This is a genomic window from Moheibacter sediminis, assembly GCF_900176425.1.
Classification (GTDB): domain Bacteria; phylum Bacteroidota; class Bacteroidia; order Flavobacteriales; family Weeksellaceae; genus Moheibacter; species Moheibacter sediminis.
In genome coordinates this window covers 386,526-407,845 of sequence record NZ_FWXS01000001.1, presented here as the reverse complement: position 1 = coordinate 407,845, position 21,320 = coordinate 386,526, and the positions used below count along the sequence as shown (strand labels likewise).

The 21,320-nt window shown below is 35.2% G+C and carries 23 protein-coding genes and 1 pseudogene; 13 read left to right on the top strand and 11 right to left on the bottom strand.

Going from position 1 to position 21,320, the window contains the following annotated elements:
- Positions 1 to 23 precede the first annotated feature (23 nt).
- Complete coding sequence (locus tag B8977_RS01810; protein WP_084015673.1) at positions 24 to 893, top strand: diacylglycerol/lipid kinase family protein; 870 nt, start codon at positions 24 to 26, stop codon at positions 891 to 893.
- On the opposite strand, the gene B8977_RS01805 is transcribed toward B8977_RS01810, so the two are convergent.
- On the bottom strand, positions 890 to 1,786 hold the full coding sequence (locus B8977_RS01805) for an HU domain-containing protein (protein WP_084015672.1): 897 nt from the start codon (positions 1,784 to 1,786) through the stop codon (positions 890 to 892). The two genes, B8977_RS01810 and B8977_RS01805, sit on opposite strands and share 4 nt — an antisense overlap.
- Before the next feature lie 79 nt (positions 1,787 to 1,865).
- On the opposite strand from B8977_RS01805, the gene dprA reads away from it, so the two are divergent.
- From dprA to B8977_RS01790, 3 genes are all read left to right on the top strand, one after another.
- Entirely contained in the window at positions 1,866 to 2,957 is a 1,092-nt protein-coding gene (gene dprA, locus B8977_RS01800) for a DNA-processing protein DprA (protein WP_159447441.1), read from the top strand.
- A 75-nt stretch (positions 2,958 to 3,032) separates the two neighbouring features.
- Complete coding sequence (gene gdhA / locus B8977_RS01795) at positions 3,033 to 4,373, top strand: NADP-specific glutamate dehydrogenase (protein WP_084015668.1); 1,341 nt, start codon at positions 3,033 to 3,035, stop codon at positions 4,371 to 4,373.
- A 137-nt stretch (positions 4,374 to 4,510) separates the two neighbouring features.
- Positions 4,511 to 6,106 carry a S8 family serine peptidase gene (locus B8977_RS01790; protein ID WP_084015666.1) on the top strand — a complete coding sequence of 532 codons (1,596 nt, stop codon included), beginning with the start codon at positions 4,511 to 4,513 and terminating at the stop codon, positions 6,104 to 6,106.
- Between the two features lie 114 nt (positions 6,107 to 6,220).
- Here the strand turns inward: B8977_RS01790 and B8977_RS01785 are convergent, their stop codons facing one another.
- The 9 genes and pseudogenes from B8977_RS01785 to B8977_RS01745 form a co-directional block, all read right to left on the bottom strand.
- Positions 6,221 to 6,892 (bottom strand): hypothetical protein, encoded by a 672-nt coding sequence (locus tag B8977_RS01785; protein ID WP_084015665.1) that lies wholly within the window; start codon positions 6,890 to 6,892, stop codon positions 6,221 to 6,223.
- 75 nt (positions 6,893 to 6,967) lie between these two features.
- The gene (locus B8977_RS01780; RefSeq protein ID WP_449406585.1) at positions 6,968 to 7,366 is read right to left on the bottom strand and encodes an arsenate reductase ArsC; all 399 of its coding nucleotides are present in this window, start codon (positions 7,364 to 7,366) and stop codon (positions 6,968 to 6,970) included.
- A 148-nt stretch (positions 7,367 to 7,514) separates the two neighbouring features.
- Entirely contained in the window at positions 7,515 to 7,985 is a 471-nt protein-coding gene (locus tag B8977_RS01775) for a DUF6428 family protein (protein WP_084015661.1), read from the bottom strand.
- A 58-nt stretch (positions 7,986 to 8,043) separates the two neighbouring features.
- Positions 8,044 to 8,370, bottom strand: a complete 327-nt coding sequence (locus B8977_RS01770; protein WP_084015659.1) for an ArsR/SmtB family transcription factor — start codon at positions 8,368 to 8,370, stop codon at positions 8,044 to 8,046.
- An 83-nt stretch (positions 8,371 to 8,453) separates the two neighbouring features.
- On the bottom strand, positions 8,454 to 8,780 hold the full coding sequence (locus B8977_RS15180; RefSeq protein ID WP_159447440.1) for a DUF805 domain-containing protein: 327 nt from the start codon (positions 8,778 to 8,780) through the stop codon (positions 8,454 to 8,456).
- 5 nt (positions 8,781 to 8,785) lie between these two features.
- A pseudogene (locus tag B8977_RS15320) lies at positions 8,786 to 8,860 on the bottom strand (hypothetical protein); the annotation flags it as partial.
- 6 nt (positions 8,861 to 8,866) lie between these two features.
- Positions 8,867 to 9,301: a DUF805 domain-containing protein gene (locus B8977_RS01755; protein WP_317043176.1), complete on the bottom strand. Its 435-nt coding sequence runs from the start codon at positions 9,299 to 9,301 to the stop codon at positions 8,867 to 8,869.
- A 50-nt stretch (positions 9,302 to 9,351) separates the two neighbouring features.
- The gene (locus B8977_RS01750) at positions 9,352 to 10,278 is read right to left on the bottom strand and encodes a bifunctional riboflavin kinase/FAD synthetase (protein WP_084015655.1); all 927 of its coding nucleotides are present in this window, start codon (positions 10,276 to 10,278) and stop codon (positions 9,352 to 9,354) included.
- Positions 10,279 to 10,318: 40 nt separating this feature from the next.
- Entirely contained in the window at positions 10,319 to 10,573 is a 255-nt protein-coding gene (locus B8977_RS01745) for a helix-turn-helix domain-containing protein (protein ID WP_084015653.1), read from the bottom strand.
- Between the two features lie 198 nt (positions 10,574 to 10,771).
- On the opposite strand from B8977_RS01745, the gene B8977_RS01740 reads away from it, so the two are divergent.
- From B8977_RS01740 to B8977_RS01725, 4 genes are all read left to right on the top strand, one after another.
- Positions 10,772 to 11,479 carry a hypothetical protein gene (locus B8977_RS01740; protein WP_084015651.1) on the top strand — a complete coding sequence of 236 codons (708 nt, stop codon included), beginning with the start codon at positions 10,772 to 10,774 and terminating at the stop codon, positions 11,477 to 11,479.
- Between the two features lie 78 nt (positions 11,480 to 11,557).
- Positions 11,558 to 12,310 (top strand): GLPGLI family protein, encoded by a 753-nt coding sequence (locus B8977_RS01735; protein ID WP_084015649.1) that lies wholly within the window; start codon positions 11,558 to 11,560, stop codon positions 12,308 to 12,310.
- Between the two features lie 121 nt (positions 12,311 to 12,431).
- Positions 12,432 to 13,940 (top strand): F0F1 ATP synthase subunit beta, encoded by a 1,509-nt coding sequence (atpD, locus tag B8977_RS01730; protein ID WP_084015647.1) that lies wholly within the window; start codon positions 12,432 to 12,434, stop codon positions 13,938 to 13,940.
- A 79-nt stretch (positions 13,941 to 14,019) separates the two neighbouring features.
- Positions 14,020 to 14,313, top strand: a complete 294-nt coding sequence (locus tag B8977_RS01725) for a FoF1 ATP synthase subunit delta/epsilon (protein ID WP_084015645.1) — start codon at positions 14,020 to 14,022, stop codon at positions 14,311 to 14,313.
- Between the two features lie 75 nt (positions 14,314 to 14,388).
- Here B8977_RS01725 and B8977_RS01720 read toward each other — a convergent pair whose 3' ends face one another.
- Entirely contained in the window at positions 14,389 to 15,087 is a 699-nt protein-coding gene (locus B8977_RS01720; RefSeq protein WP_084015643.1) for a YjjG family noncanonical pyrimidine nucleotidase, read from the bottom strand.
- A 138-nt stretch (positions 15,088 to 15,225) separates the two neighbouring features.
- Here B8977_RS01720 and B8977_RS01715 point away from each other — a divergent pair, with 138 nt between their 5' ends.
- The 5 genes from B8977_RS01715 to B8977_RS01695 are packed head-to-tail and all read left to right on the top strand — an operon-like array spanning position 15,226 to position 21,317.
- Positions 15,226 to 16,494, top strand: coding sequence for an oligosaccharide flippase family protein (locus B8977_RS01715; RefSeq protein WP_084015641.1), 1,269 nt, complete (start codon positions 15,226 to 15,228; stop codon positions 16,492 to 16,494).
- Positions 16,484 to 17,626 (top strand): glycosyltransferase, encoded by a 1,143-nt coding sequence (locus B8977_RS01710; RefSeq protein ID WP_084015639.1) that lies wholly within the window; start codon positions 16,484 to 16,486, stop codon positions 17,624 to 17,626. Before B8977_RS01715 ends, B8977_RS01710 begins: the two co-directional genes overlap by 11 nt.
- Complete coding sequence (locus B8977_RS01705; RefSeq protein ID WP_084015637.1) at positions 17,619 to 19,268, top strand: asparagine synthase-related protein; 1,650 nt, start codon at positions 17,619 to 17,621, stop codon at positions 19,266 to 19,268. The genes B8977_RS01710 and B8977_RS01705 overlap by 8 nt, the downstream gene beginning before the upstream one ends.
- Positions 19,265 to 20,512: a lipopolysaccharide biosynthesis protein gene (locus tag B8977_RS01700; RefSeq protein ID WP_084015635.1), complete on the top strand. Its 1,248-nt coding sequence runs from the start codon at positions 19,265 to 19,267 to the stop codon at positions 20,510 to 20,512. The genes B8977_RS01705 and B8977_RS01700 overlap by 4 nt, the downstream gene beginning before the upstream one ends.
- A complete protein-coding gene (locus B8977_RS01695) occupies positions 20,505 to 21,317 on the top strand; it encodes a class I SAM-dependent methyltransferase (RefSeq protein ID WP_084015634.1) in 813 nt (270 codons plus the stop codon). Before B8977_RS01700 ends, B8977_RS01695 begins: the two co-directional genes overlap by 8 nt.
- The last annotated feature ends 3 nt before the right edge of the window (positions 21,318 to 21,320 follow it).

The window sequence follows — 21,320 nt, the reverse complement described above, 5'->3', positions numbered from 1 at the left end:
AACTTTGATTAAACTATTCTAAAATGCCTACACGTAAAATTCTATTTGTACTTAACCCTTCTTCCGGAACCCGTGATGATGATTTTGAAAAAGAAATCCGAATTCACTTTTCTGACAAGTCTGGTTTTGACCTTGATTTTTTTGTTCCGAATTGGGACGGAGATGCGTGTAAGGATCTCAAAGAAAAACTGCAACGAAACGATTACGAAACAGTGGTGGCATCTGGAGGCGATGGTACGGTAACATATGTTTGCGAACAAATTTATGGGTTGAACATCAAACTTGGAATTCTGCCAACGGGTTCAGCAAACGGCCTGGCGAAAAACTTAAATATTCCTGCAGATTTAAATGAGGCACTTAGTCTTATTGAAACAGGAAACTCTCACCCAATGTCTTCACTGACTATAAATGGTAAATTTAGCGTTCATCTGGCTGATGTAGGTGTTAATGCTGCAATCATCAAACAATTTGAATCTCAAAACAAAAGAGGTTTTTGGGGTTATTTTTCAGCATTCAATAATGTGATTTTTAAACAAAAGAAGGTTAAAGCTAATATTATAACAGACATAGAAAACTTTCAGAAAGAAATTTACATGTTGGTCTTTAGCAATGGAACTGCTTATGGAACGGGACTTATCATTAATCCTGAAGGAAGATTAGACGATGATGTATTTGAAATTGTGATGTTAAAAAGCTTGTCTTTTATCAACGGATTGAAGTTATATTTGGGAAAATCAAAACCTGCCGAAAAATATATGGAAATCCATTCCTGCAAAAATGTCACAGCAGAATTTTCTCGTAAAGTTCATTTACAGATTGACGGAGAATATCTAGGCTTAACTCAAAAAGTTGAAGCTGTATTCAATGATAAATTTATAGAAGTAATTAATTAGTTTAAAGAAAGTATCCAGGCTTCCGGATAGTCCATTGGCAAACTTCTTTTGAAAGCTAAAGCTTCATCAGTTGTCTCAAAAGTATCAAATGCTACATAGAAATAGCTTCCTTTTTTCTGAGTAAATTTCGCATTAGCAAAACCTTCTTCTTTCAATTTTGCCTCGAAAATTTCAGCTTCTGACTTTAACCTGAATGAACCTGCAATTACCTGGTGCGCATGAACAATTTTCTCAGAAACTACGTTTTCCACAATTGCAGCAGGCATTTCTTCAATTACTTTCACTTCTTCAGTGATTAACGGAGTTTCTGTGGAGACCACATGTGTATTTACAATTGGAGCCACAAAACCACTCCATTGCTCATTCACAAAATCAGCAACAGGCTGAGGTTGTGCAAAATAAAGATAACCACCAATTAGAATGGGAACCATCGCTGCTACTTTCCACCACACGCCATTTGATCCATTATTTTTAGGGACAGGTTGCATGATGAATTTCGTTCTGATGCTTTCCAATCCAAAAGATTCCAAAGAATAATTTAGCTCATTCGGCTTGAATTCTACATTTCCCGCTGGATATTTAGTAAAAGTTCCCAATTCTCCTAAAATCAAAGAATCGTTTTTATTGAGATGAATTTTCCAAAAACTGATTTGGTTTTCAATTTCACGTTGTGCATCTTCAAAACTCAATTTGCGGGATTGAGCATAAGTTTGAATCAGTAGACCATCACTTTTTTGCAAAGCACCATTAAATCCAACTTTTTTTGAAGGAGGATCAATGGAAGTTTCATTTAAAGAAGAAGAATTTTTATGAGTTAAAAATGCCCCAAATCCCGGAGCAATGACACAATCATAGCTATACAATAAAGTGCTGATATGTTTTTCCAAATTCATACTCCAAAATTATTAAAATTTTCCCTGAGTTTTCAGAAAAGTAAATAAATTGTTAATAAAAAATTCTAATTTTATGCAAATGAAACCTAACCTTCTACACCTACTTGCACTTACGTACATTCCGGGAATGGGCGTTGCCAACGCAAAAAAGATTTTAAAAGTCATCGACGATCCGGAAATTATCTGGCAGATGAATGAAAAAGAATTGAACAGAATTTTTCGGAACAAGAAAGATTTCATACCCCATATTCTCAACCAATCTCCGCTCAGGCTTGCGGAGAAAGAAATAATTTTCGCAGAGAAACACAACATCGAGATGATTTTAAATTCATCTGCAGATTATCCTCAGAAGCTGAGACAATGCTCAGATGCGCCGCTAGTGTTATTTAAAAAAGGAAAGCATGATTTCAATAAAAATCTTCACATTGGCATTGTCGGAACAAGAAAAATGACGCATTACGGAAAAACTTTTATCGATAATTTAATTTCAGATTTATCGACTCAAAACATCACAATCGTTAGTGGATTGGCGTACGGATGTGACATTATTGCACATCAATCTGCAATCAAGCACGATTTACCTACCATTGCAGTTCTCGCACATGGACTCAATAAAATTGCTCCCGCTGCGCATAAAAAAGATGCAGAATCGTTGCAGAAAAATGGTGCTTTGGTGTCCGAATACTCCACTTTTCACAAACCTGAACCTTTGAATTTCATTCTCAGAAACCGAATCATCGCCGGACTTTGTGATGCTGTTATTGTTGTAGAATCCGATGTAAAAGGAGGTTCGCTTGCCACGGCAATGTATGCTAATTCTTACAATCGGGAAGTTTTTGCAGTACCGGGAAGAATTGATGACAAATACAGTTTGGGCTGCAATCATTTGATTCAAAATAATCAGGCTTATTTGATCAGAAATGCAGAAGATTTGTTGAATTATTTCAATTTAAAATTAAACCCAAAACCTGTACAAAAAGAACTTTTCATAGAACTGAATACTGATGAAGAAATCATCTACAATTTCTTAATGAAAAAAGGGAAACAGCAAATCGACCAACTTGCTACAGAACTAGAAATTCCAACATTTAAACTCAATGGCATATTATTAAATTTAGAATTAAAAGGAATCGTGAAGCCACTTTCAGGTAAATTTTTTGAAATAAAATGACTTATCTGTTTGAAAAACTGTACAATATTTCAGTTTTATACTATAAATTTGCCCAAATTCAAACAAAAGTAAACGATGGAAAAAATCATTCATGATTTTATGGCAGATGTGGAAAGAAGAAACCCACACGAGCCGGAATTTTTACAAGCCGTTAAGGAAGTGGCGGAAACCATCATTCCTTATATAGTTGGTAAAGATATTTACTACGGTCAAAATTTGTTATTGAGAATGACCGAACCCGAAAGAACAATCACTTTCAGAGTACCGTGGGTGGATGACAAAGGAGAAATTCAGGTAAATCGCGGTTACAGAATCCAGATGAATTCTGCAATCGGACCGTATAAAGGTGGATTACGTTTTCACCCAAGTGTAAACTTGAGCATCCTTAAATTTTTGGCATTTGAACAAACGTTCAAAAATGCTTTGACAACATTGCCGATGGGTGGTGCAAAAGGAGGTTCAGATTTCGACCCGAGAGGAAAATCAGACGGAGAAATCATGCGTTTTTGTCATGCTTTTATGGCTGAATTATACAGACACGTAGGTCCAAATACAGATGTACCTGCGGGAGACATCGGGGTAGGAGCCCGAGAAATCGGCTACATGTTTGGTATGTACAAAAAATTGAAAAACGAATTTACAGGTGTTATTACCGGAAAAGGTATGTCTTGGGGAGGTTCATTGTTACGTCCACAAGCAACCGGTTATGGTGCCGTATATTTTCTAAAAGCGATGTTGGCTACAAAAGGTGAAGACATTGCAGGCAAAAGAATTGCAGTTTCAGGTTTCGGAAACGTGGCTTGGGGTGCAGTTACAAAAGCAGCTGAATTAGGCGCAAAAGTAGTTACACTTTCAGGTCCTGACGGGCACATCTATGATGAAGCGGGAATTTCAGGAGAGAAAATCGATTATATGCTCGAATTGAGAGCAACCAACAATGATATTGTGAAACCTTATGCAGAAAAATTCGGTGTTCCTTATTTTGAAGGACAAAGCCCTTGGATGCAAAAAGTAGATATCGCAATGCCATGTGCTACCCAAAATGAATTGAAACTTGATGATGCCAAAATGTTGGTAGAAAACGGGGTTCAGTGTGTAGTAGAAGGTGCAAATATGCCTACAACACCGGATGCAATGGAATGGTTCCAGAAAAACAAAATTTTGTTTTCACCTGGAAAAGCTTCTAATGCGGGAGGTGTTGCAACTTCAGGTTTGGAGATGTCACAAAACTCTTTACGTATCGAATGGACGGCAGAGGAGGTTGATAAAATCCTTACCAAAATCATGTCAGATATCCACGATTCATGTGTGAAATTTGGATTGGAAGAAGACGGTTATGTTGACTACGTAAAAGGTGCTAACATTGCAGGTTTCGTAAAAGTTGCCGATGCCATGATCGCTCAGGGAGTCGTTTGAGGTTAAATTAAATACCTATAATATAGGCCTGTCATTTCGATTGAGTTGACAGGTTTTTTAATGCTTTAAATTTTAATCCTCAAATAATTAGATGTCGAAATTATAAGTAACTTGCACATTCAATAATTTCACACAAAATGAAAACAATTTTTACTTTCAGTTTATTAATCATATCTTATTTTGCTGCGGCACAAGAATTTGTATTGATTAGATTTAATGACAAACCTTCTTCAGCAACATATTTCGCCAATCCTACCTCTATGCTTTCCCAAAAAGCTTTGGACAGAAGAGAAAAATACAACATAGAACTTAATATGCAGGACGTTCCTGTAGAACAAACTTACATCAGTCAGGTTATCGCTTTGGGAATAGAACCAGTTGTTATTTCTAAATGGTTCAATGGAATTTTTGCAGAATTAACCCAAACACAAATTACACAAATAGAAAATCTACCTTTCGTTCAGGAAGTAGAAACATTTGTTAAAAGTAATGGTTTCCAAAAAAACGAAAACTACCAAGTCCAGGATAAATTCAACGTAGAAAATGAAGTGACAGACTTTGTATATGGAACCACAGAAGAACAAATCACTCAATTGAGCCTAGACTATCTGCACAATTTAGGATTTACAGGTGAGGGCATTACCATTGCGGTTTTAGATGCAGGTTTTCCCGGAGTTGATGTAGCTAATGGATTTAATTATTTGAGAGATAATGGCAAAATAAAAGGCGGATACAATTTCGTAGATGACAACGATTCTTTTTATACCAGAGGTTCACATGGCACTATTGTTTTATCAAGTATCGGAGGATACATCGAAAATCAATATGTAGGAACAGCCATTGATTCAGATTTTTATTTATTCATTACAGAAAAAACCGAAGAAGAAATCCCACAGGAAGAAGCTTGGTGGATTGCAGGAGCAGAACGTGCGGACAGTATCGGTGTCGATGTCATTAATACTTCGTTGGGGTACAATGAATTCGACGATTCTCGTTACAATTATCAATATGAAGACATGAATGGTCAAACTGCTTTCATCACACGAGGTGCGCAGATTGCTTCCGAAAAAGGAATTATGGTTGTAAACTCAGCTGGGAATGCCGGAGACAGTGAATGGCATTATATTACCGCTCCCGCTGACGGCATAGATATATTTACAATCGGCTCGGTCCGTTCCAATGGAAACCCTTCAGGATTTTCGTCTTATGGACCTACTGCAGACGGGAGAATTAAACCTGATGTTTCAGCAAGAGGTTCTGATGCATTGGTAATTACCCCTGATGGAAATATCGATACTGCAAGCGGTACATCTTTATCCTCCCCTATTATGGCAGGCGCTATGGCTTGTTTTATTCAAGCATTTCCAGAAGTACAGCCAAGTGCTTTGCGTCAGCAGGTAAGAGAATCTGCGAGTCATTTCAACAATCCAACCAATCAATTGGGCTATGGGATACCTGATTTTGAAAAAGCTTACAATAATCTTCTTTCTGTTTCTGAAGTTAGTTCTGAAAATTCAATTTCCATTTATCCAAATCCTACAAAAGGCTTTATAAATGTACAATCAGATAAAGAAATCAAATCTTTACAGTTAATATCTGTAGAAGGAAAAGTAATCAGAAAGAATTTGGATTCAACTCAAATTGATTTAAACGGATTACCAAACGGAATTTATTTTCTAAAAGTAGAATTATCAAACGGAAGAATTCAATTTGAGAAAGTAGTTAAGAAATAAACTTCTTTCTCTCATTCCAACTAAAGAGGAATCTTTAAATTTTCAAAGATTTCTCGTGCCTCGAAATGACTACACAATAGAATATAATGCTGTCCAAGCAGGCAGCATTTTTAATTAGTGCAAAACCTTTACACCTTTTCGATTCAATCGCAAATCATTGTAAAAATCCTCACGGATTTTCAAAGGTTTGGTATTGATGTAACTTGAAGTAGAATTCTCCTGCAGATTGATCAATTGAAAACTCGTTTCGTTTTGGTCACTGTTTTCCAGCAAAACAAACACCGAATCATTCATCCAAAAAGCATCTTCTGCCCAATAAGAAGGTCCGTAAAAGCCGATTCGTTTCACGGTTTTGTCTTTCAGATTTACAAGATTTACTTCCTGATCCGCTTCAAACATCGCGATACCGTTCTCGTCCAGAACCCAATTGTAACTATCTAAATCTATATACATCGTCTTCGATGGATTAAATACCAAAAACGGCATATAAACAGAATCGAAATCAGAATCGAAGGTTCCCGAAACACTTCCCTCCATCATATCCAGCTTAGAAGTTTTCTGTAATTCAAAATTTCCCAATCCCATGTCCGGATTTTCTTTTTTGTAGAAACCCAACCAGCCTTTCATCGTAGGATTCTGCTCAAAACTCATCGATTCGGAATTGTCAACTTCTGCTGAATCTGTTTCAATCAAAGGCTCACTTTCCACCGATTCATCTTTTTTATCTGAACATGAAATGATCAATAATCCAAATAAAACTGCAATTGAAATTTTTCTGAAATCCATAACCGAGGTGTTTAGTTAAAATTCATTTTGCAAAATTTAAACCATAATTCACATTATGGTTGGGAAAGGAGGAACTTAGAGATTTTCCTGCACAAATTTTTCGCAATAATCCCTGATGAGCTGGCGCACTCTTTCAAATTCATGCTTAATCTCCGCTTCGCTTCCCGTTGCTTTGGCTGGGTCAGGAAAGTTTTGGTGAAATTTCTGCGCACCTGTCGGGAAGTACGGACAGCTTTCTTTAGCATGGTCGCAAACCGTGATTACAAAATCGAAATCGATGTCCCTGTACTCATTTATGTGGTTGGAGGTATGGTGTGAAATATCAATCCCGTCTGATTTCATAGTCGCAATGGCACGGGTGTTCACGCCGTGCGTTTCCACACCTGCACTGTAAATCTCGGCTTTCGAGCCGGAGAAATGCCTTAAATATCCTTCCGCGATTTGGCTCCTGCAGCTGTTCCCCGTGCAGAGCACCAGTATTTTTTTTGTCATAACTTTAAACGTATAACCAAATGAGATTGATGATGCAGAATTTCGGATCGAAACCAAAAATAAGCTGCAGTACAACCACAGAGGTGGTAATGATAATCGGTTTTTTATATCGGATAAATTTTGATTTCATTTAGCAACAGCCTGAATCCGGTGAACAAACAGAAGATTTCACTGTCAAATCAGCCAGATTTTTCTTAGGCTTTTCAGTTGGAATTCCGCAGTCATTCTGTGCCAGGCAAGCTGTTGTTTTATTTTTCAGGAGAAATGTCTTTCCGTTGAAATCCAAATCATATTTCCCAATCGTCCCGCTTTGGTATTCCACTTCGATTTCAAAATCGCCAATACCCAATTTTTGTTCCGAAAGTCTGATAATTTTCAGCAATTTAGCAGGTTTGAGCCTGTGTTCAAAATCATCTGCATTCCATAACTGAAAGCTGATTTTGTTTTCGATTCGGATGACACCGCCACAGTCGATAAAATTTTTGGAAACCATTCCAACTTCGGTCACGTGAAAATGTTCAGGTACAAAACTGCCCTCCTCCAATTGGAATTCCACATTTTCCAATTCGGGCAAAATTTGTTTGACTTCAGATAATTTCATTTTAAAATTTTTTTATAGTTTAAATGCAATATTGCGATATAGTTTTATAAAAAATGTCTTAGCAACATTTGTTAGCCGAAACATTTTGGATGATTTTGGAGAAATAATTATTCAATATCTCAATCGTTTTTTCGTCGATGCAGTAGCAGATGGTATTTCCTTCGATGCTTCCTTTGATGATGCCCGCATTTTTCAATTCTTTCAAATGCTGTGAAACGGTGGGTTGTGCAAGTGGAAGTTCGTTGACGATATCGCCACAGATGCATTGATTCACTTTCATAAGATGCTCCACGATGGCAATCCTCGCCGGATGCCCCAAAGCTTTTGCGATGGTAGCAATTTGATTTTGGCTTTCGGTAAAATGTTCTGTTTTAGTTGCACCCATATTTTCATTGATTTAATATCGCAATATTACGATAATGATTTGAAAGCAGAAAATTTAATTTTATAATTGTAAATTTATTTTCGCTACAAAGAAAATTTAGGATTTTCACCCCATTTATTTCCTCCATCATCACTTTCATCAATCATATAAAATAGAATAACTACCAAATAAAACAATCCAAAAATGGGAACGAAGAATAACAAAAGGTTCCACCCGCTTCGACCCGAATCGTGCATCCTTCTGACTAAAATGGCTAATGAAGGAACGATGGTGAGCAGTATGTACAAGCCTATTATGTGTTGATAAATTTCAAATGGTTTTAAATCGAATTCATAACCGAATTTTGTGTGTAAAACATGAGGAATAAATAGAATTGAAGTGATAGAACATTGAACAAAAAAAAACTCCAAAATTCCTTTCTGCCCGCTCTGCCAGAAAACTTAGCATAACAACGCAGAAAGGTATTTTTATAATTTTCAATCTGAAACATGTGAAATTAAACCTGAGGTTTTCCAATTTCATGTATGTTGCCAAATATATCTTTTGGGTCCGACCCCCACTGATTTGTGTGTCCTTCACCTTCGGTAAAAAACCATACCAGCAAAATAATAGGACCTACTAAAGGAATAAATCCTACAAAATAATACCACCCACTTTTTCCAATATCGTGTAAGCGACGAACCGTCACGGCTAATGTTGGGACGAAGGTTGCAAGTCCATAAACCATCAACAATCCGTAACATAACCAAAAAATTATGCCAGGTTCTGAATTATCCGAAAAACCTCCCGTGACTAATAAAGGGATGTAAAAAACCATAGAAATAATACCATTACATAAAGCAAAATACCAATACTCGCTTCTTCTTGCTCTTCCTCTAAAATTTGCATAGTTTTCAAAAACGACTTTTTTGTACCAATCAATCATGTTCATAAAATAAATAAGTTTAATATGTTAAAATAATCCAAATATAATGATTGGGATTAATAAATGAAATTTTTCGCAATCAATTTATCATAATTCATTTGAGAAATCAATTCTTCTAAAGAATTGAATTTCATGTCATCGCGGATGAATCGGATCAATTTCAAATCCAAAGTTTCACCATAGATTTCTTCTTTGAAATCTAAGATGAAAACTTCGATACGTTTCTCGTTAGAATTCGTAACCGTTGGTCGTGTTCCGATACTAAGCAGACCTTTATAAATTTCATTTCTGAAATTCACTTTTACCAAATAAACACCATTTTTCGGGATTAATTTATAATCGGGTAATTCCAGATTGGCAGTTGGAAAACCCAATGTACGACCAAGTTTATCTCCGTGAACTACTTTTCCTTTTAATGAATAAAACCTGCCCAAACCTTTTTGTGCAAATTCCACATTTCCTTCCAAAAGTCCGTTTCTGATTTGGGTGGAACTGATGTGCAGATCGTCGCTTTTCACTTCTTCCAATTTGATCAAATTGAAATTTAATTCTTGAGAAAGCTTTTGCAATTGTTCAAAGTTTCCTTCTCGGTTTCGTCCGAAATGATGGTCATAACCGATGACAATCGTATGAACACCTATTTGATTCACCAACAATTCCCGCACAAATTCTTCAGAGCTCAATTGGGAAAATTCTTTGGTGAACGGATGCAGAATCAGATTTTGCAATCCGTTTTGTTCCAGCAATTCGATTTTTTCTTCCAAAGTATTCAGCAAGTCCAAATCTGCCTTTCCATCACTCAAAACCAGCCTGGGATGCGGTTCAAAAGTTAGCAAAGTACTTTCGCCGTCAATTTCTTCAGCAATTTGAATTAATTTTTGGATGATGCATTGGTGTCCGATGTGAACACCGTCAAACATCCCTAAAGTCAAAACAGGATTTTTTACATTTTTGCAGGCTGAAATATCTTTGAAAATCTTCATGAACCGCAAAGATAAGCGATATGACTAATAGTTTAAAAGCTTATAATTCTATATCCTCTAAAAGTTTGGATAGAGGAATCTCTAAAGCATAAGCCAAAAGTGCAATAGTGGAAATACTTGGGTTCACTTTTCCCTTTTCAATTTTGTAAATGTATTGCCTGTCGTTACCAATCATATCAGCGAGGTTAGTTTGAGTATAATCTTTGATTCGTCTGTAATAACGAATTTTTTCCCCGACTTTGACAGGAACCGTATTTTTAATTTCCTTAATTTTTTGTTCAGGAACCCACTCCATGAGAACAAAATTGAAGCTAATTAAGTAACATTAAGTAATTATTATATAGTACAAAAAGAGTAAAATAATATTACATTTTGCTAATTTTTTCTTGGTTTTTATAAAAAATCATTTTAAGTTTGTAAGGAAATAAAGATTCAACACATAAAATTTGACTTGGATTTTTATCTAATTTGTTTAACCTAAATTTATGTAATTATGAAAATGTTTAAATTTTTCTATGGGATTTTCATCCTTTGTTTTATTCTTTCATGTAGTGAAGATGACTCATCTTTTATTTCACAAGATTCGTCTTCCAACAGTTCTATATTGAGAAATGGGAATGTTTCTAAACTTAATAACCCCGGTGAATTCACCGGTGAATTTAAAGTTTGGAAAAATGAATCCGATGAAATTGTATTTTATACGGAATCTGAAAAATCCATAAATGTTATCACCTGTCAGAATTGTAATAATATAGATGGATTGGACTTGAAAGGAAAAGGAACCTTAACTTTTTTAGACCATTCTTTTGTATTTAATAATGGGGAGAAATCATATTATTTTGCAGTGGATAAATCTGAAGAAAAAGAAATCAAATCCTTGTTTGGTTTGAGTTTTCAAAAAGAAAATGAATATTATGGGACAGGAATTACTTACCATTGGTTAGACAAGGACTCAATGAGAAATATACCTAATTTTCTTTCTGCAATAATAAAGGTGCCGAATGCAGTTGAATTTATAATTTCCATGAATGATCTTGAAGGCAAAATATCAGGTGGGTGTTCTAGTGGTGGAGAAGGCGCATCAAGTTGTAGCATGGGTGGTGGTGGCTGTAGTGTTTCGTGTGGCTCGGGATATTTCGCCTGTTGTAATCCGGGAGGGTGTAACTGTCTTACAGCATCCATATTTATTGAACAGAACTAAAATATTAGAATAATTAAGTTTTTTGTAAAGTTTTAATTCTTTAACCATTTTATTTAATTTTACATAAAACCATCTTCTATGAGCTTACTGAAAGTAATTTTGATTTTCCTATTATACAATTTAGCATTTAGTTTGACTGCCCAGCAATTAGAGATTAATTACACTGCATTTGTCCGGCAAACATATAGTGAAGAAGAGAAGAAAAATTGGTTTGAAGATAGCGATCTAGCCAGAATTCAAATGAAGACAAATGAAGAGCCTCCAGCCGAAACATATATCATGGTCGTTTCAGGTAAAGAATATTCTTTTATTTACCAGGACAGGATAAACAATAGTCAAGATCAAACATTTGATATCCGTTATGCTCCGGCAGGTTTTGGTGTGACTTATCATAATCTTAAAGATTCTGTTCAGATGAAAGATATAGGAGAGATTGATGGTCAGAAATATTATACGCTTGATCCACTTCCTAAATGGGATTGGAACATAACAGATGAAACTAAAAATGTGTTAGGCTTTCAAGTTAGAAAGGCAATTGCAGAAAATGAAAATAGTTACATAACAGCATGGTATGCTCTCGAAGTACCTGTTTCCAGTGGTCCGGCTGAATTTTTCGGTTTACCTGGATTGATTTTAGAGATAGAGAAAAAATCGAAGGAAAGAGAATATAAGGTAATCTATATTGCAGAATCAATTAAGAGAATTAATAATCCAAAAATTATCAAACCGAGTAAAGGAATACAAATTAGAGAAATTGATATTGAAAAGCTCTGGGAAGATGCTCATAAAAAAAGACAGGAGATGAAGAGTCAAGATATTGATAAGGAGTGAAATAGTTTATTAATAGCATCACTTCTTGCAATACTGATAAAAATCTTATTAATCATTAGTTACGAATCAGTTGGAAAACTTATCTTTGCGCAAATTTTAAAAACACTTAATCTTTACAATAATGGCAAACCATAAAGGTAAAATCGCACAAATCATAGGACCCGTAATTGACGTGGTTTTTGAAAACGCAGCAAGTCTTCCTCAAATTTATGATGCATTGGAAATCAAAAGAGAGGGGAAAGAACCTTTGATATTGGAAGTAGAGCAGCACGTTGGTCAGGACACGGTACGTTGTATCGCAATGGATTCAACCGACGGTTTGCAGAGAGGTCAGGAAGTTTTGGAACTCAACGGACCTATCACTATGCCCATCGGAGACGCAGTAAACGGACGTACTTTCAATGTAGTAGGTGACGCTATTGACGGATTAGGAAATTTGGACAGAACGAACGGTCTTCCGATTCACAGATCGGCTCCAAAATTTGAAGATTTATCGACTTCATCAGAAGTTTTATTTACAGGTATCAAAGTCATCGACTTGATCGAACCTTATGCAAAAGGAGGTAAAATCGGTTTGTTTGGTGGTGCCGGAGTAGGTAAAACCGTATTGATCCAGGAGTTGATCAACAATATTGCAAAAGGACACGGAGGTTTGTCAGTATTTGCCGGAGTGGGTGAAAGAACCCGTGAAGGAAATGACTTACTTCGTGAGATGTTGGAAGCAGGTATCATCAAATATGGTGATGAATTTATGCATTCAATGGAAGAAGGCGGATGGGATTTGTCTAAAGTGGACAAAGAATTGATGAAAGAATCTAAAGCGGCATTCGTTTTCGGACAGATGAATGAGCCTCCGGGAGCACGCGCACGCGTTGCTTTATCAGGATTAACTTTGGCTGAATATTACCGTGACGGCGATGGTTCAGGACAAGGACGTGACGTACTTTTCTTCATCGACAACATCTTCCGTTTTACACAAGCAGGTTCTGAAGTATCGGCACTTTTGGGTCGTATGCCTTCAGCAGTAGGTTACCAGCCAACATTGGCAACTGAGATGGGTGCGATGCAAGAGAGAATTACTTCAACAAAAACTGGATCAATTACATCTGTACAGGCAGTTTACGTTCCTGCGGATGACTTAACTGACCCGGCTCCTGCCACGACATTTGCTCACTTAGATGCGACTACGGTATTGGACAGAAAGATTGCTTCATTGGGTATTTATCCTGCGGTAAACCCGTTAGAATCTACTTCAAGAATCTTGACACCTCAAATTTTAGGTGACGAACACTACAACTGTGCACAAAGAGTAAAAGAAATTTTACAGAGATACAAAGCATTGCAAGACATCATCGCCATCCTGGGTATGGAGGAATTGTCTGAAGAAGATAAATTGGTTGTTTACCGTGCTAGAAAAGTGCAACGTTTCTTGTCTCAGCCTTTCCACGTAGCAGAGCAGTTTACAGGAAATCCTGGAGTTTTGGTTGACATTAAAGATACCATCAAAGGATTTACAATGATCATGAACGGTGAAGTTGACCAGTATCCTGAAGCAGCATTTAACTTGAAAGGAACCATCGAAGACGTAATCGAGGCCGGAGAGAAAATGTTGGCGGAAGTTAATGCTTAATCTGTATCGGGTTAAATATCAAGTAGTAAGATTTTCCTGATACTTGAGTCTTGATACCAGATACTAAAAATTTATCGAAATGAGATTACATATTATAACACCACAACACGTTATTTTCGAAGGAGAAGTAGATGCGGTAACGGTTCCGGGCAAAGACGGAGAATTCCAGATGCTCAACAACCACGCTCCCATTGTTTCTTCTCTGGACAAAGGAACTATCAAAATTAAGTTGCATTCTAAATCCAATATCGATTTTGACAATGTTTCCGGAAAATTGACCAAATCGCCTGCAAATGAGTTCGTTTATTTATTTGATGTAAATGGCGGTGTAGTTGAAATGAGCAACAATGTGGTTACGATCTTAGCGAATTAAAAATAAGATTTATAAATAATAAAAATCCCGCTGAAATATTTTTGGCGGGATTTTTATTTGTATAAAATTAATTTGTTACAGATATTTCTTCAATTGAATCAATTGTCCGACAATCGGCACTTCTTCTATCCACATATGGTTTTCATTGAGTGGATTAAAGAATATCGCATTCATCCCAAAAGTCGTCGCACCAATCATATCTGCAATCCAATCGTCACCGATATAAATAGATTCTTCTTTCGTTGCGCCAGCTTTGTCAAGCGAAGTTTGAAAAGCAATCGGATCAGGTTTCGGAGCACCTGCACCTTCAGCAGTCGTGATTGTATCTATGTAGTCTTTGATGATGCTTTTTTCAATTTTCCAATGCGTGACTTCTTCAAATCCATTCGACAGAATGTGAATTGTGTATTTATCTTTCAGGTATTCCAATAATTCTTCCGCACCTTCTACAACATAATTGGAATTGGTCACTTCATTCACAAAACGCTCTTCGAAATCCATTGCAAAGCTTGCATTTTCTATTCCCAAACCTGCAAATGCTTCAGGAAAACGTCGTGCACGCAGTTCATCTTTGGTTACTTTCTTGTCGCGCAAATCTGCCCAAAGTGATTCATTGCTTTCATAATAAAATGGGTAAAATTCCTCAAAAGTATAAGCGTGTTTTTCTTTGATTTGGAATTCTTCAAAAAGTTTGGCGAGTGTTATTTTTGCATTTCGTCTGTAATCCCAAAGCGTATTGTCTAAATCAAAAAAGATGTGTCTGATGTTTTCCATAAGCTGGCAAAGCTAAGCAGAGAAAGTTTAAAGTTCAAAGTTTCATGTTTAAAGTTTTGTTAGAAATGATTCATTCAAAATTCAACATTTAAAATTCTTCCTATTAAATTATGTAGTTTTGTGTAGAATTCATCACAATTGAAAATCAATACCAAACAATTCCGAACCAAAAACTTCAAAGGCGTAGTTTCTCTCTTTGCAGGAAATACGCTTTCAAAGTTTATTTTGACGGTATTTGGATTTGTTTTGGCCAATTATTACAATCCTGAGAACTATGCTGTTTATTCAGTCTTTTTGAGCTATGTAATGATTATGCCGGTTTTGGCTTCTTTCCGATTGGACAACATCATGATTTTACAGAAAGGAAGTAAAGAAATCCGTAATCTTTTCAATGGAATTATCTGGATATCATTGATGGTTACAATTTTACTGACAGGTATTTTATTTTTAATAAAAAAATCAAATCTTCTACAGATAGAAATGTCTTATTTCGTTCTGTTTTTATGTGGATTGGCAACGGTTTTAACGGCTTGGAACAATGCGCAGAATTCACTTTTCTCAAAATTCAAATTATTTAAACAGATGTCCACTGCATTCGTTTTGGCTTCTATTTTTTCGGTTTTGTTTCAGGGAATATTTTATTTCGCAGGATATGTGGAAAATGGATTGATTTATGGTTGGTTAGTGGGATTATTGGTTTCATTTATATACAATGCGAGAGTTGCGAAAGATAGATTGGGGGCATTAAATATTCCTTTATTAAAGAAAAGTGTAAAAGAACATTTCGAAGTTGTTAAGTTTACTTATCCTTCTGATTCCATCAACATCATTGCAAACAATATTTTACTCATTTTGGCATTTTCTTATTTTGAAAAAGTGGAAGTTGGTATTTTCGCATTGGCATTTAAGATGTTGACGACGCCTTTGTCATTGCTCTCAGGCTCGGTATCAAGGGTTTATTTTCAAAAGTCGGTTACTTTATACAATCATGATATCAAACAGCTTGCATCACTGACTTATCGGGTAATTTTGTCAAATGCAGGCATCATCTTTCTATTTTTGGTTTTCATGAATACAGCAGGGATTTATTTACTGGATTTATTCCTAAAAGATGCCTGGCAGGGATTGGGGGAATTTATATTGATACTTTCTTTTTGGATATTGGCCAGAAGTGCCTTGAATCCTATTATCACAATATTATTGGTTATGAAAAAGAATCATTATTCTTTGATTTTCAATATCTATTTATTGTTGGTTAATTTTGCAGCAATTGGCATAGGTGTAATGAAAAATGATTTTAGTTTTGGCATAATGGTATTTTCGGCATTATCGGGAATCGGATATTTGATCTTAACGGGTTCTATTTTATGGAATTTAAAACAATTAAAGTTAAATAATGCAGCGTAAAAACATACTTTTTGTAAGCTCATGGTATCCTTCGCGCGTCTATCCGTTCAATGGAGATTTTGTTCAGAGACATGCCTTAGCGGCTTCTTTGCTGAATGAAATTTCGGTTTTGCATGCAATCAAAGATGAAAATTTAAACCAAAATTATGAGATTGAAATCAAAGAAGGCAAAATCAAAGAAGGCAAAATCAAAGAAGTTATTGTTTATTACAAAAACAGCCGTTTCAGACCCTGGAATTACATAAGAAGATTAATTGCCCTGAAAAAAGGTTTTAAACACATTTCAAATTTTGATTTGGTTCACCTGAACGTGTCTCATCCTGCGGGTATTTTCGTCTTGTATTTAAAAATAATCAAAGGAAAAAAATATGTAATCACTGAGCATTGGACCGGGTTTAGAAAAGATTTGTTTCAGAAAGTAAATTTCTTAGAAAGAATATTAATCAAACTAATTCTGAAAAATGCCTCAAAACTGCTACCTGTATCTACCGATTTAGGAAAAAGTATGCTGAATGCTTCAGGAAATAAACCAGTGGAAGTAATTCCCAATGTGGTATTTACCGAATTTTTTAAACCTTTAGAAAAAAATAATCCTATCAAGAAATTCCTTCATCTTTCTTCATTGAAATATGATCACAAAAATATCCGGGGCATGTTGAATGTCGCCAAGAAACTTGCAGACGAAGGTCTTGAATTTGAATTTCATCTTGGAGGAACTGGAAGTCGTGAAGATATGCATCAATTCATCCAAAAGAATAATTTGGAAAAACATATATTTACTTTTGGAGAGTTGAGTCACGATAAAGTTCCTGATAAAATGAATGATTATGATACTTTCGTATTATTTAGTAATTATGAAAATCAACCGTGTGTACAAGCAGAATCTTTTGCAAGCGGATTGTCATTTATAGGAACCGATGTGGGGGGTATCAAAGAATTTCTTCCTGAAAGTTTTGGGTTTTTGATAGAAAAAGGAAATGAGCAGCAATTGTACGAGGCGATGAAAAAGACGATCCAAGGAAAAAAATTTGCTTCAAAAGAAGAAATGTCTGCCTACGCTGACAGTGTTTTTTCTCCTCAGGTAATAGCAAAAAGATTTGATAAAGTTTATAAGGAAATTTTGAATGGATAAAGGATTTGGAATCATAATAAATCAAAATCAGCTTATAAAAGAAGTAAGGTTTAGCGACAGCTATTTTGATAATATTTCTTTTGAATCAGATTCATTTGAGTTTGCTTTGGAAGGAGTTGTAATTAATTATTCCAAATTATTATCTGCACACGCTGCATCTCAAAGAAATGACTTATTCTCAACTTTATTTCATAAATATGGGATGAATTTTCTGAATGAATTGGAAGGTGAATTTTGTGGTTATTTACATGATAAAGCAAAAGAAAAAATTTATCTGTTTATGAATTTCACCGCAACGCGGAAACTATTTTACTACCAAACAGATAATTTATTCATTGCAGACACCAGTTTATTAAGATTAAAAGAAAAATTGGAGAAATCAGGAATTTCAACCCAATTTAACAAAGAAGCTGCTTATTCAATTTTAGTTTGTTCAAACCTGCTCGAAAACATGACACCACTTGAAGGTGCAAAGAGATTGATGGACAGAGAATATGTTGAATTTGATTTGAAAGAACATAAATTTGAATTAAAAGAATATTTCTCTCTGGAAAATATTTCCCGATTTTCCGGAACCAAAAGTCAGGCAATTGATCTGATACATGAAACATTTGAAGAAGGAGTCCGGTTAGAATATTCAAAGGATGAAAGTTTAAACCTGAATCATTTCGCACTGCTAAGCGGAGGTCTAGATTCGAGAATGGCAGTTTTATATGCGAATCGTTTGGGATATAAATTGGATGAAGTTTTATGTTTTTCTCAAAAAGGATATTTGGACGCAATCATTGCGCGGCAGATAAGTGAAAAATATAATTTGCCCTTTTTATTTGTACCGCTAAATGGGGGTGAATATTTGAAAGATGTGGACAAGGTAACTGCCGTAACAGAGGGAACGGGTAGATTTACAGGAGGAGTTCATACAAATTATGCTTATCAATTTATAAATAAGGAAAATTTAGGATTGATCCACAGCGGACAGTTGGGAGATGGTGTTTTGGGTGGGTTTAACAAAAGTCCGTTTAAGATCTCACCCTCAAAAGAAAAGATTGTTTACTCAGAATTTTTGTTTGATAAGTTTGCAAAACCATTTCAAAAAATTACAAATGAATATGATTCGGAAGAACTTTTCTTGTTGAGAAATGTTGGATATAATAGAGCTGTTCTGGGTTCTTTCATGGCGGAAGATTATTCCTATCAGACTTCTCCGTTTATGACTTCTTTTTTTCTGAAATTAGCTGTGAGTCTTCCGGAATCTTGGAAATTTAAACAAAAACTTTATTTGGAATGGTTAAATAAGCATTGTGCTGAAGCATCTCAATTTCGATGGGAAAGAACTTTACTTAAACCTAATGCTGCATGGAAGACGAAATTTGGAGACATTGTCATGACTCGTGCTTATAGTTTTATTCAAGAAAAAATTCTACAAAATCATGAAGGCTCCAAAATGGGTAATTATGAATATTATTATGATAGAAATAAGGACATCAATGGATTTATAAATGGATATTACAATGAAAATATCTCTAAAATTAAAGATTTAGAATTGTGTGGGGATATGTCCAAAATGTATAATGAAGGAAGTTTTGAGGAAAAAATGTTGGTGATTACAGTCTTGGCATCAAATAAATATTTGTTTGGATGAAAAGTTTGATAGAATTTATAAGACAATTTTTATCAAACCAAGGACTGCTTGTATTTCTTTCAAGCATTATCAGTAAGCTCTCAATGCTTTTTGCAGCGGTCATTGCTTCTAATTTAATCTCACCGGAGGAGTATGGACGCATTGCACTTATCCTTTCAGTATTTACAATTTGTTTTCCATTATTGGGTATGGGCTCCAGCCAAGGGTTGTTACGGTTTGGTGTTTTAGAGAAAAATAAAATAAGCAAGCAGCAACTCAGTGATTATGTTTTCTGGAAAGGATTTGTAAATAATATTTTTATTTCACTGATTTACATTATTGTATGCATTTTTTATGCATGGAAATATGACGGCATATTATTGATTTCTATATTTATAGGAATAAGGCTGACCGGCTATTATTTTTTCAATCACATACAGGCATATTACCGCATGATGGATGATAACAGAACTTATTCTATCATGAACATCTTCACAAATCTGGCAGGTGTAGCTTTAGTTGCCGTTCTCACCTATTTCTTTGAAATGATCGGTTATCTCATTTCAATGGCCGTTATGCCTTGGTTTTGTTTATTTTATTTCAAAAAAAATCCTTTTCCTGTTTCAAAGCCTAAAATTGATTTCAGGAAATTCTGGCATTATTCTATACATGCAAGTCTGACCTATTTTTTTTCAGATTTACTCTTTTCTATGGACTATTTACTTATCGGGTTGATGCTCAATGAAACTTCGCTTGCGCTTTATAAAAATGCAGTAATGCTACCACTAAGCCTATCTTTCCTGCCATTAATTTTTATGCAGACAGATTATCCCAAGATTGCAAAAAATTATGAAAACAAAACTTATTTGAAATTCTATATAATTAATTATTACAAAATATTCATACCAATAGGCATTTTAACTCTGATAGTTGGCTTCTTCATAAAAGACTGGATTGTTCCATTTATTTTTGGAGAAAATTATGCAGGAAACGGCTGGGTATTTTTCACAATATTGGCAGCCTTGGTAGGAAATATGTGGATGAGAAACCTTTATGGCAATATGAGTTCAGCAATTGGCAAAGCACATTGGAATACATATACGTCTGTGGGAGCATTAATTATAATTTTACTTTTGGGAGTTTTACTGATACCGAGTTATGGTATAATGGGCGCGGTAATCGGTATGGGAGCCGCATTTACTTTTACGGGAATCATCGGAATGATATTATTTCATAATTATTTAAGAAATTTGAAGCATGAATAAAATTAAAAAAACTTTCTCTGCACTGGCAGAAATCATAAAAAACCCATGGCTGCTCAACCATATTTTACAAGAAAATTCTGTTTGGGAAAAGAAAGTAGCTCAGAAATATAATTTACCAAATGGGCTTGTTCAAATTCAGTTAAATGAGCTGTTCCCTGATTTTTCGGAAGAATTAAATTCTTTCTCATTTACTGGCGGAGGTTCGCTTCCGACAGATATTGCTTTGCTAAAATCTTTATGCAGAAAATTTGAAAATGCTTCCTACTTTGAAATCGGAACTTGGCGCGGAGAAAGCGTAAAAAATGTAGCTGATGTGGCAAAAGATTGTTACACACTGAATCTTTCCAGACAGCAAATAATAAATTTAGGAATGCCTGCCAATTATGCAGACGCCCATGCTTTTTTCTCTAAAGGATTAAATAATGTCACACATCTTGAAGGAGATTCCAGAACTTTTGATTACGCAGGGTTAAATAAGAAATTTGATGTGATTTTCATTGATGGTAATCATCATCATGATTTTGTTGTGTCAGATACTAAGAAAGTTTTTGAAAATTTAATCCATGAAAATTCAATAATTGTATGGCATGACTATGCTTATAGTCCTGAAAATGTAAGATTCGAAGTTATGGATGCCATTTTAGATGGTGTCCCACAGGAATTTCATTCTAATTTATACCATGTCGCCAATACGATGTGTGCTATTTTTGTGAAAGGCAATTTCGAGGTTAAATATTTGGACAAATATGCAGATCCGAATATTACATTTAAACTGGTGATTGATTCTATTAAGTTACCCGAATAAAAT

What these genes read in the sequence shown, in the direction of transcription:
- B8977_RS01700 (WP_084015635.1), top strand. Translation starts at nt 19,265, where the DNA reads ATGAAAAGTTTGATAGAATTTATAAGACAATTTTTATCAAACCAAGGA.
- B8977_RS01775 (WP_084015661.1), bottom strand. Translation starts at nt 7,985, where the DNA reads ATGAAATTATCTGAAGTCAAACAAATTTTGCCCGAATTGGAAAATGTG.
- B8977_RS01725 (WP_084015645.1), top strand. Translation starts at nt 14,020, where the DNA reads ATGAGATTACATATTATAACACCACAACACGTTATTTTCGAAGGAGAA.
- B8977_RS01705 (WP_084015637.1), top strand. Translation starts at nt 17,619, where the DNA reads ATGGATAAAGGATTTGGAATCATAATAAATCAAAATCAGCTTATAAAA.
- B8977_RS01770 (WP_084015659.1), bottom strand. Translation starts at nt 8,370, where the DNA reads ATGGGTGCAACTAAAACAGAACATTTTACCGAAAGCCAAAATCAAATT.
- B8977_RS01750 (WP_084015655.1), bottom strand. Translation starts at nt 10,278, where the DNA reads ATGAAGATTTTCAAAGATATTTCAGCCTGCAAAAATGTAAAAAATCCT.
- B8977_RS01810 (WP_084015673.1), top strand. Translation starts at nt 24, where the DNA reads ATGCCTACACGTAAAATTCTATTTGTACTTAACCCTTCTTCCGGAACC.
- atpD (WP_084015647.1), top strand. Translation starts at nt 12,432, where the DNA reads ATGGCAAACCATAAAGGTAAAATCGCACAAATCATAGGACCCGTAATT.
- B8977_RS01745 (WP_084015653.1), bottom strand. Translation starts at nt 10,573, where the DNA reads ATGGAGTGGGTTCCTGAACAAAAAATTAAGGAAATTAAAAATACGGTT.
- B8977_RS01755 (WP_317043176.1), bottom strand. Translation starts at nt 9,301, where the DNA reads ATGAACATGATTGATTGGTACAAAAAAGTCGTTTTTGAAAACTATGCA.
- B8977_RS01695 (WP_084015634.1), top strand. Translation starts at nt 20,505, where the DNA reads ATGAATAAAATTAAAAAAACTTTCTCTGCACTGGCAGAAATCATAAAA.
- B8977_RS01790 (WP_084015666.1), top strand. Translation starts at nt 4,511, where the DNA reads ATGAAAACAATTTTTACTTTCAGTTTATTAATCATATCTTATTTTGCT.
- dprA (WP_159447441.1), top strand. Translation starts at nt 1,866, where the DNA reads ATGAAACCTAACCTTCTACACCTACTTGCACTTACGTACATTCCGGGA.
- B8977_RS01720 (WP_084015643.1), bottom strand. Translation starts at nt 15,087, where the DNA reads ATGGAAAACATCAGACACATCTTTTTTGATTTAGACAATACGCTTTGG.
- B8977_RS01710 (WP_084015639.1), top strand. Translation starts at nt 16,484, where the DNA reads ATGCAGCGTAAAAACATACTTTTTGTAAGCTCATGGTATCCTTCGCGC.
- B8977_RS01740 (WP_084015651.1), top strand. Translation starts at nt 10,772, where the DNA reads ATGAAAATGTTTAAATTTTTCTATGGGATTTTCATCCTTTGTTTTATT.
- B8977_RS01735 (WP_084015649.1), top strand. Translation starts at nt 11,558, where the DNA reads ATGAGCTTACTGAAAGTAATTTTGATTTTCCTATTATACAATTTAGCA.
- B8977_RS01805 (WP_084015672.1), bottom strand. Translation starts at nt 1,786, where the DNA reads ATGAATTTGGAAAAACATATCAGCACTTTATTGTATAGCTATGATTGT.
- B8977_RS01785 (WP_084015665.1), bottom strand. Translation starts at nt 6,892, where the DNA reads ATGGATTTCAGAAAAATTTCAATTGCAGTTTTATTTGGATTATTGATC.
- gdhA (WP_084015668.1), top strand. Translation starts at nt 3,033, where the DNA reads ATGGAAAAAATCATTCATGATTTTATGGCAGATGTGGAAAGAAGAAAC.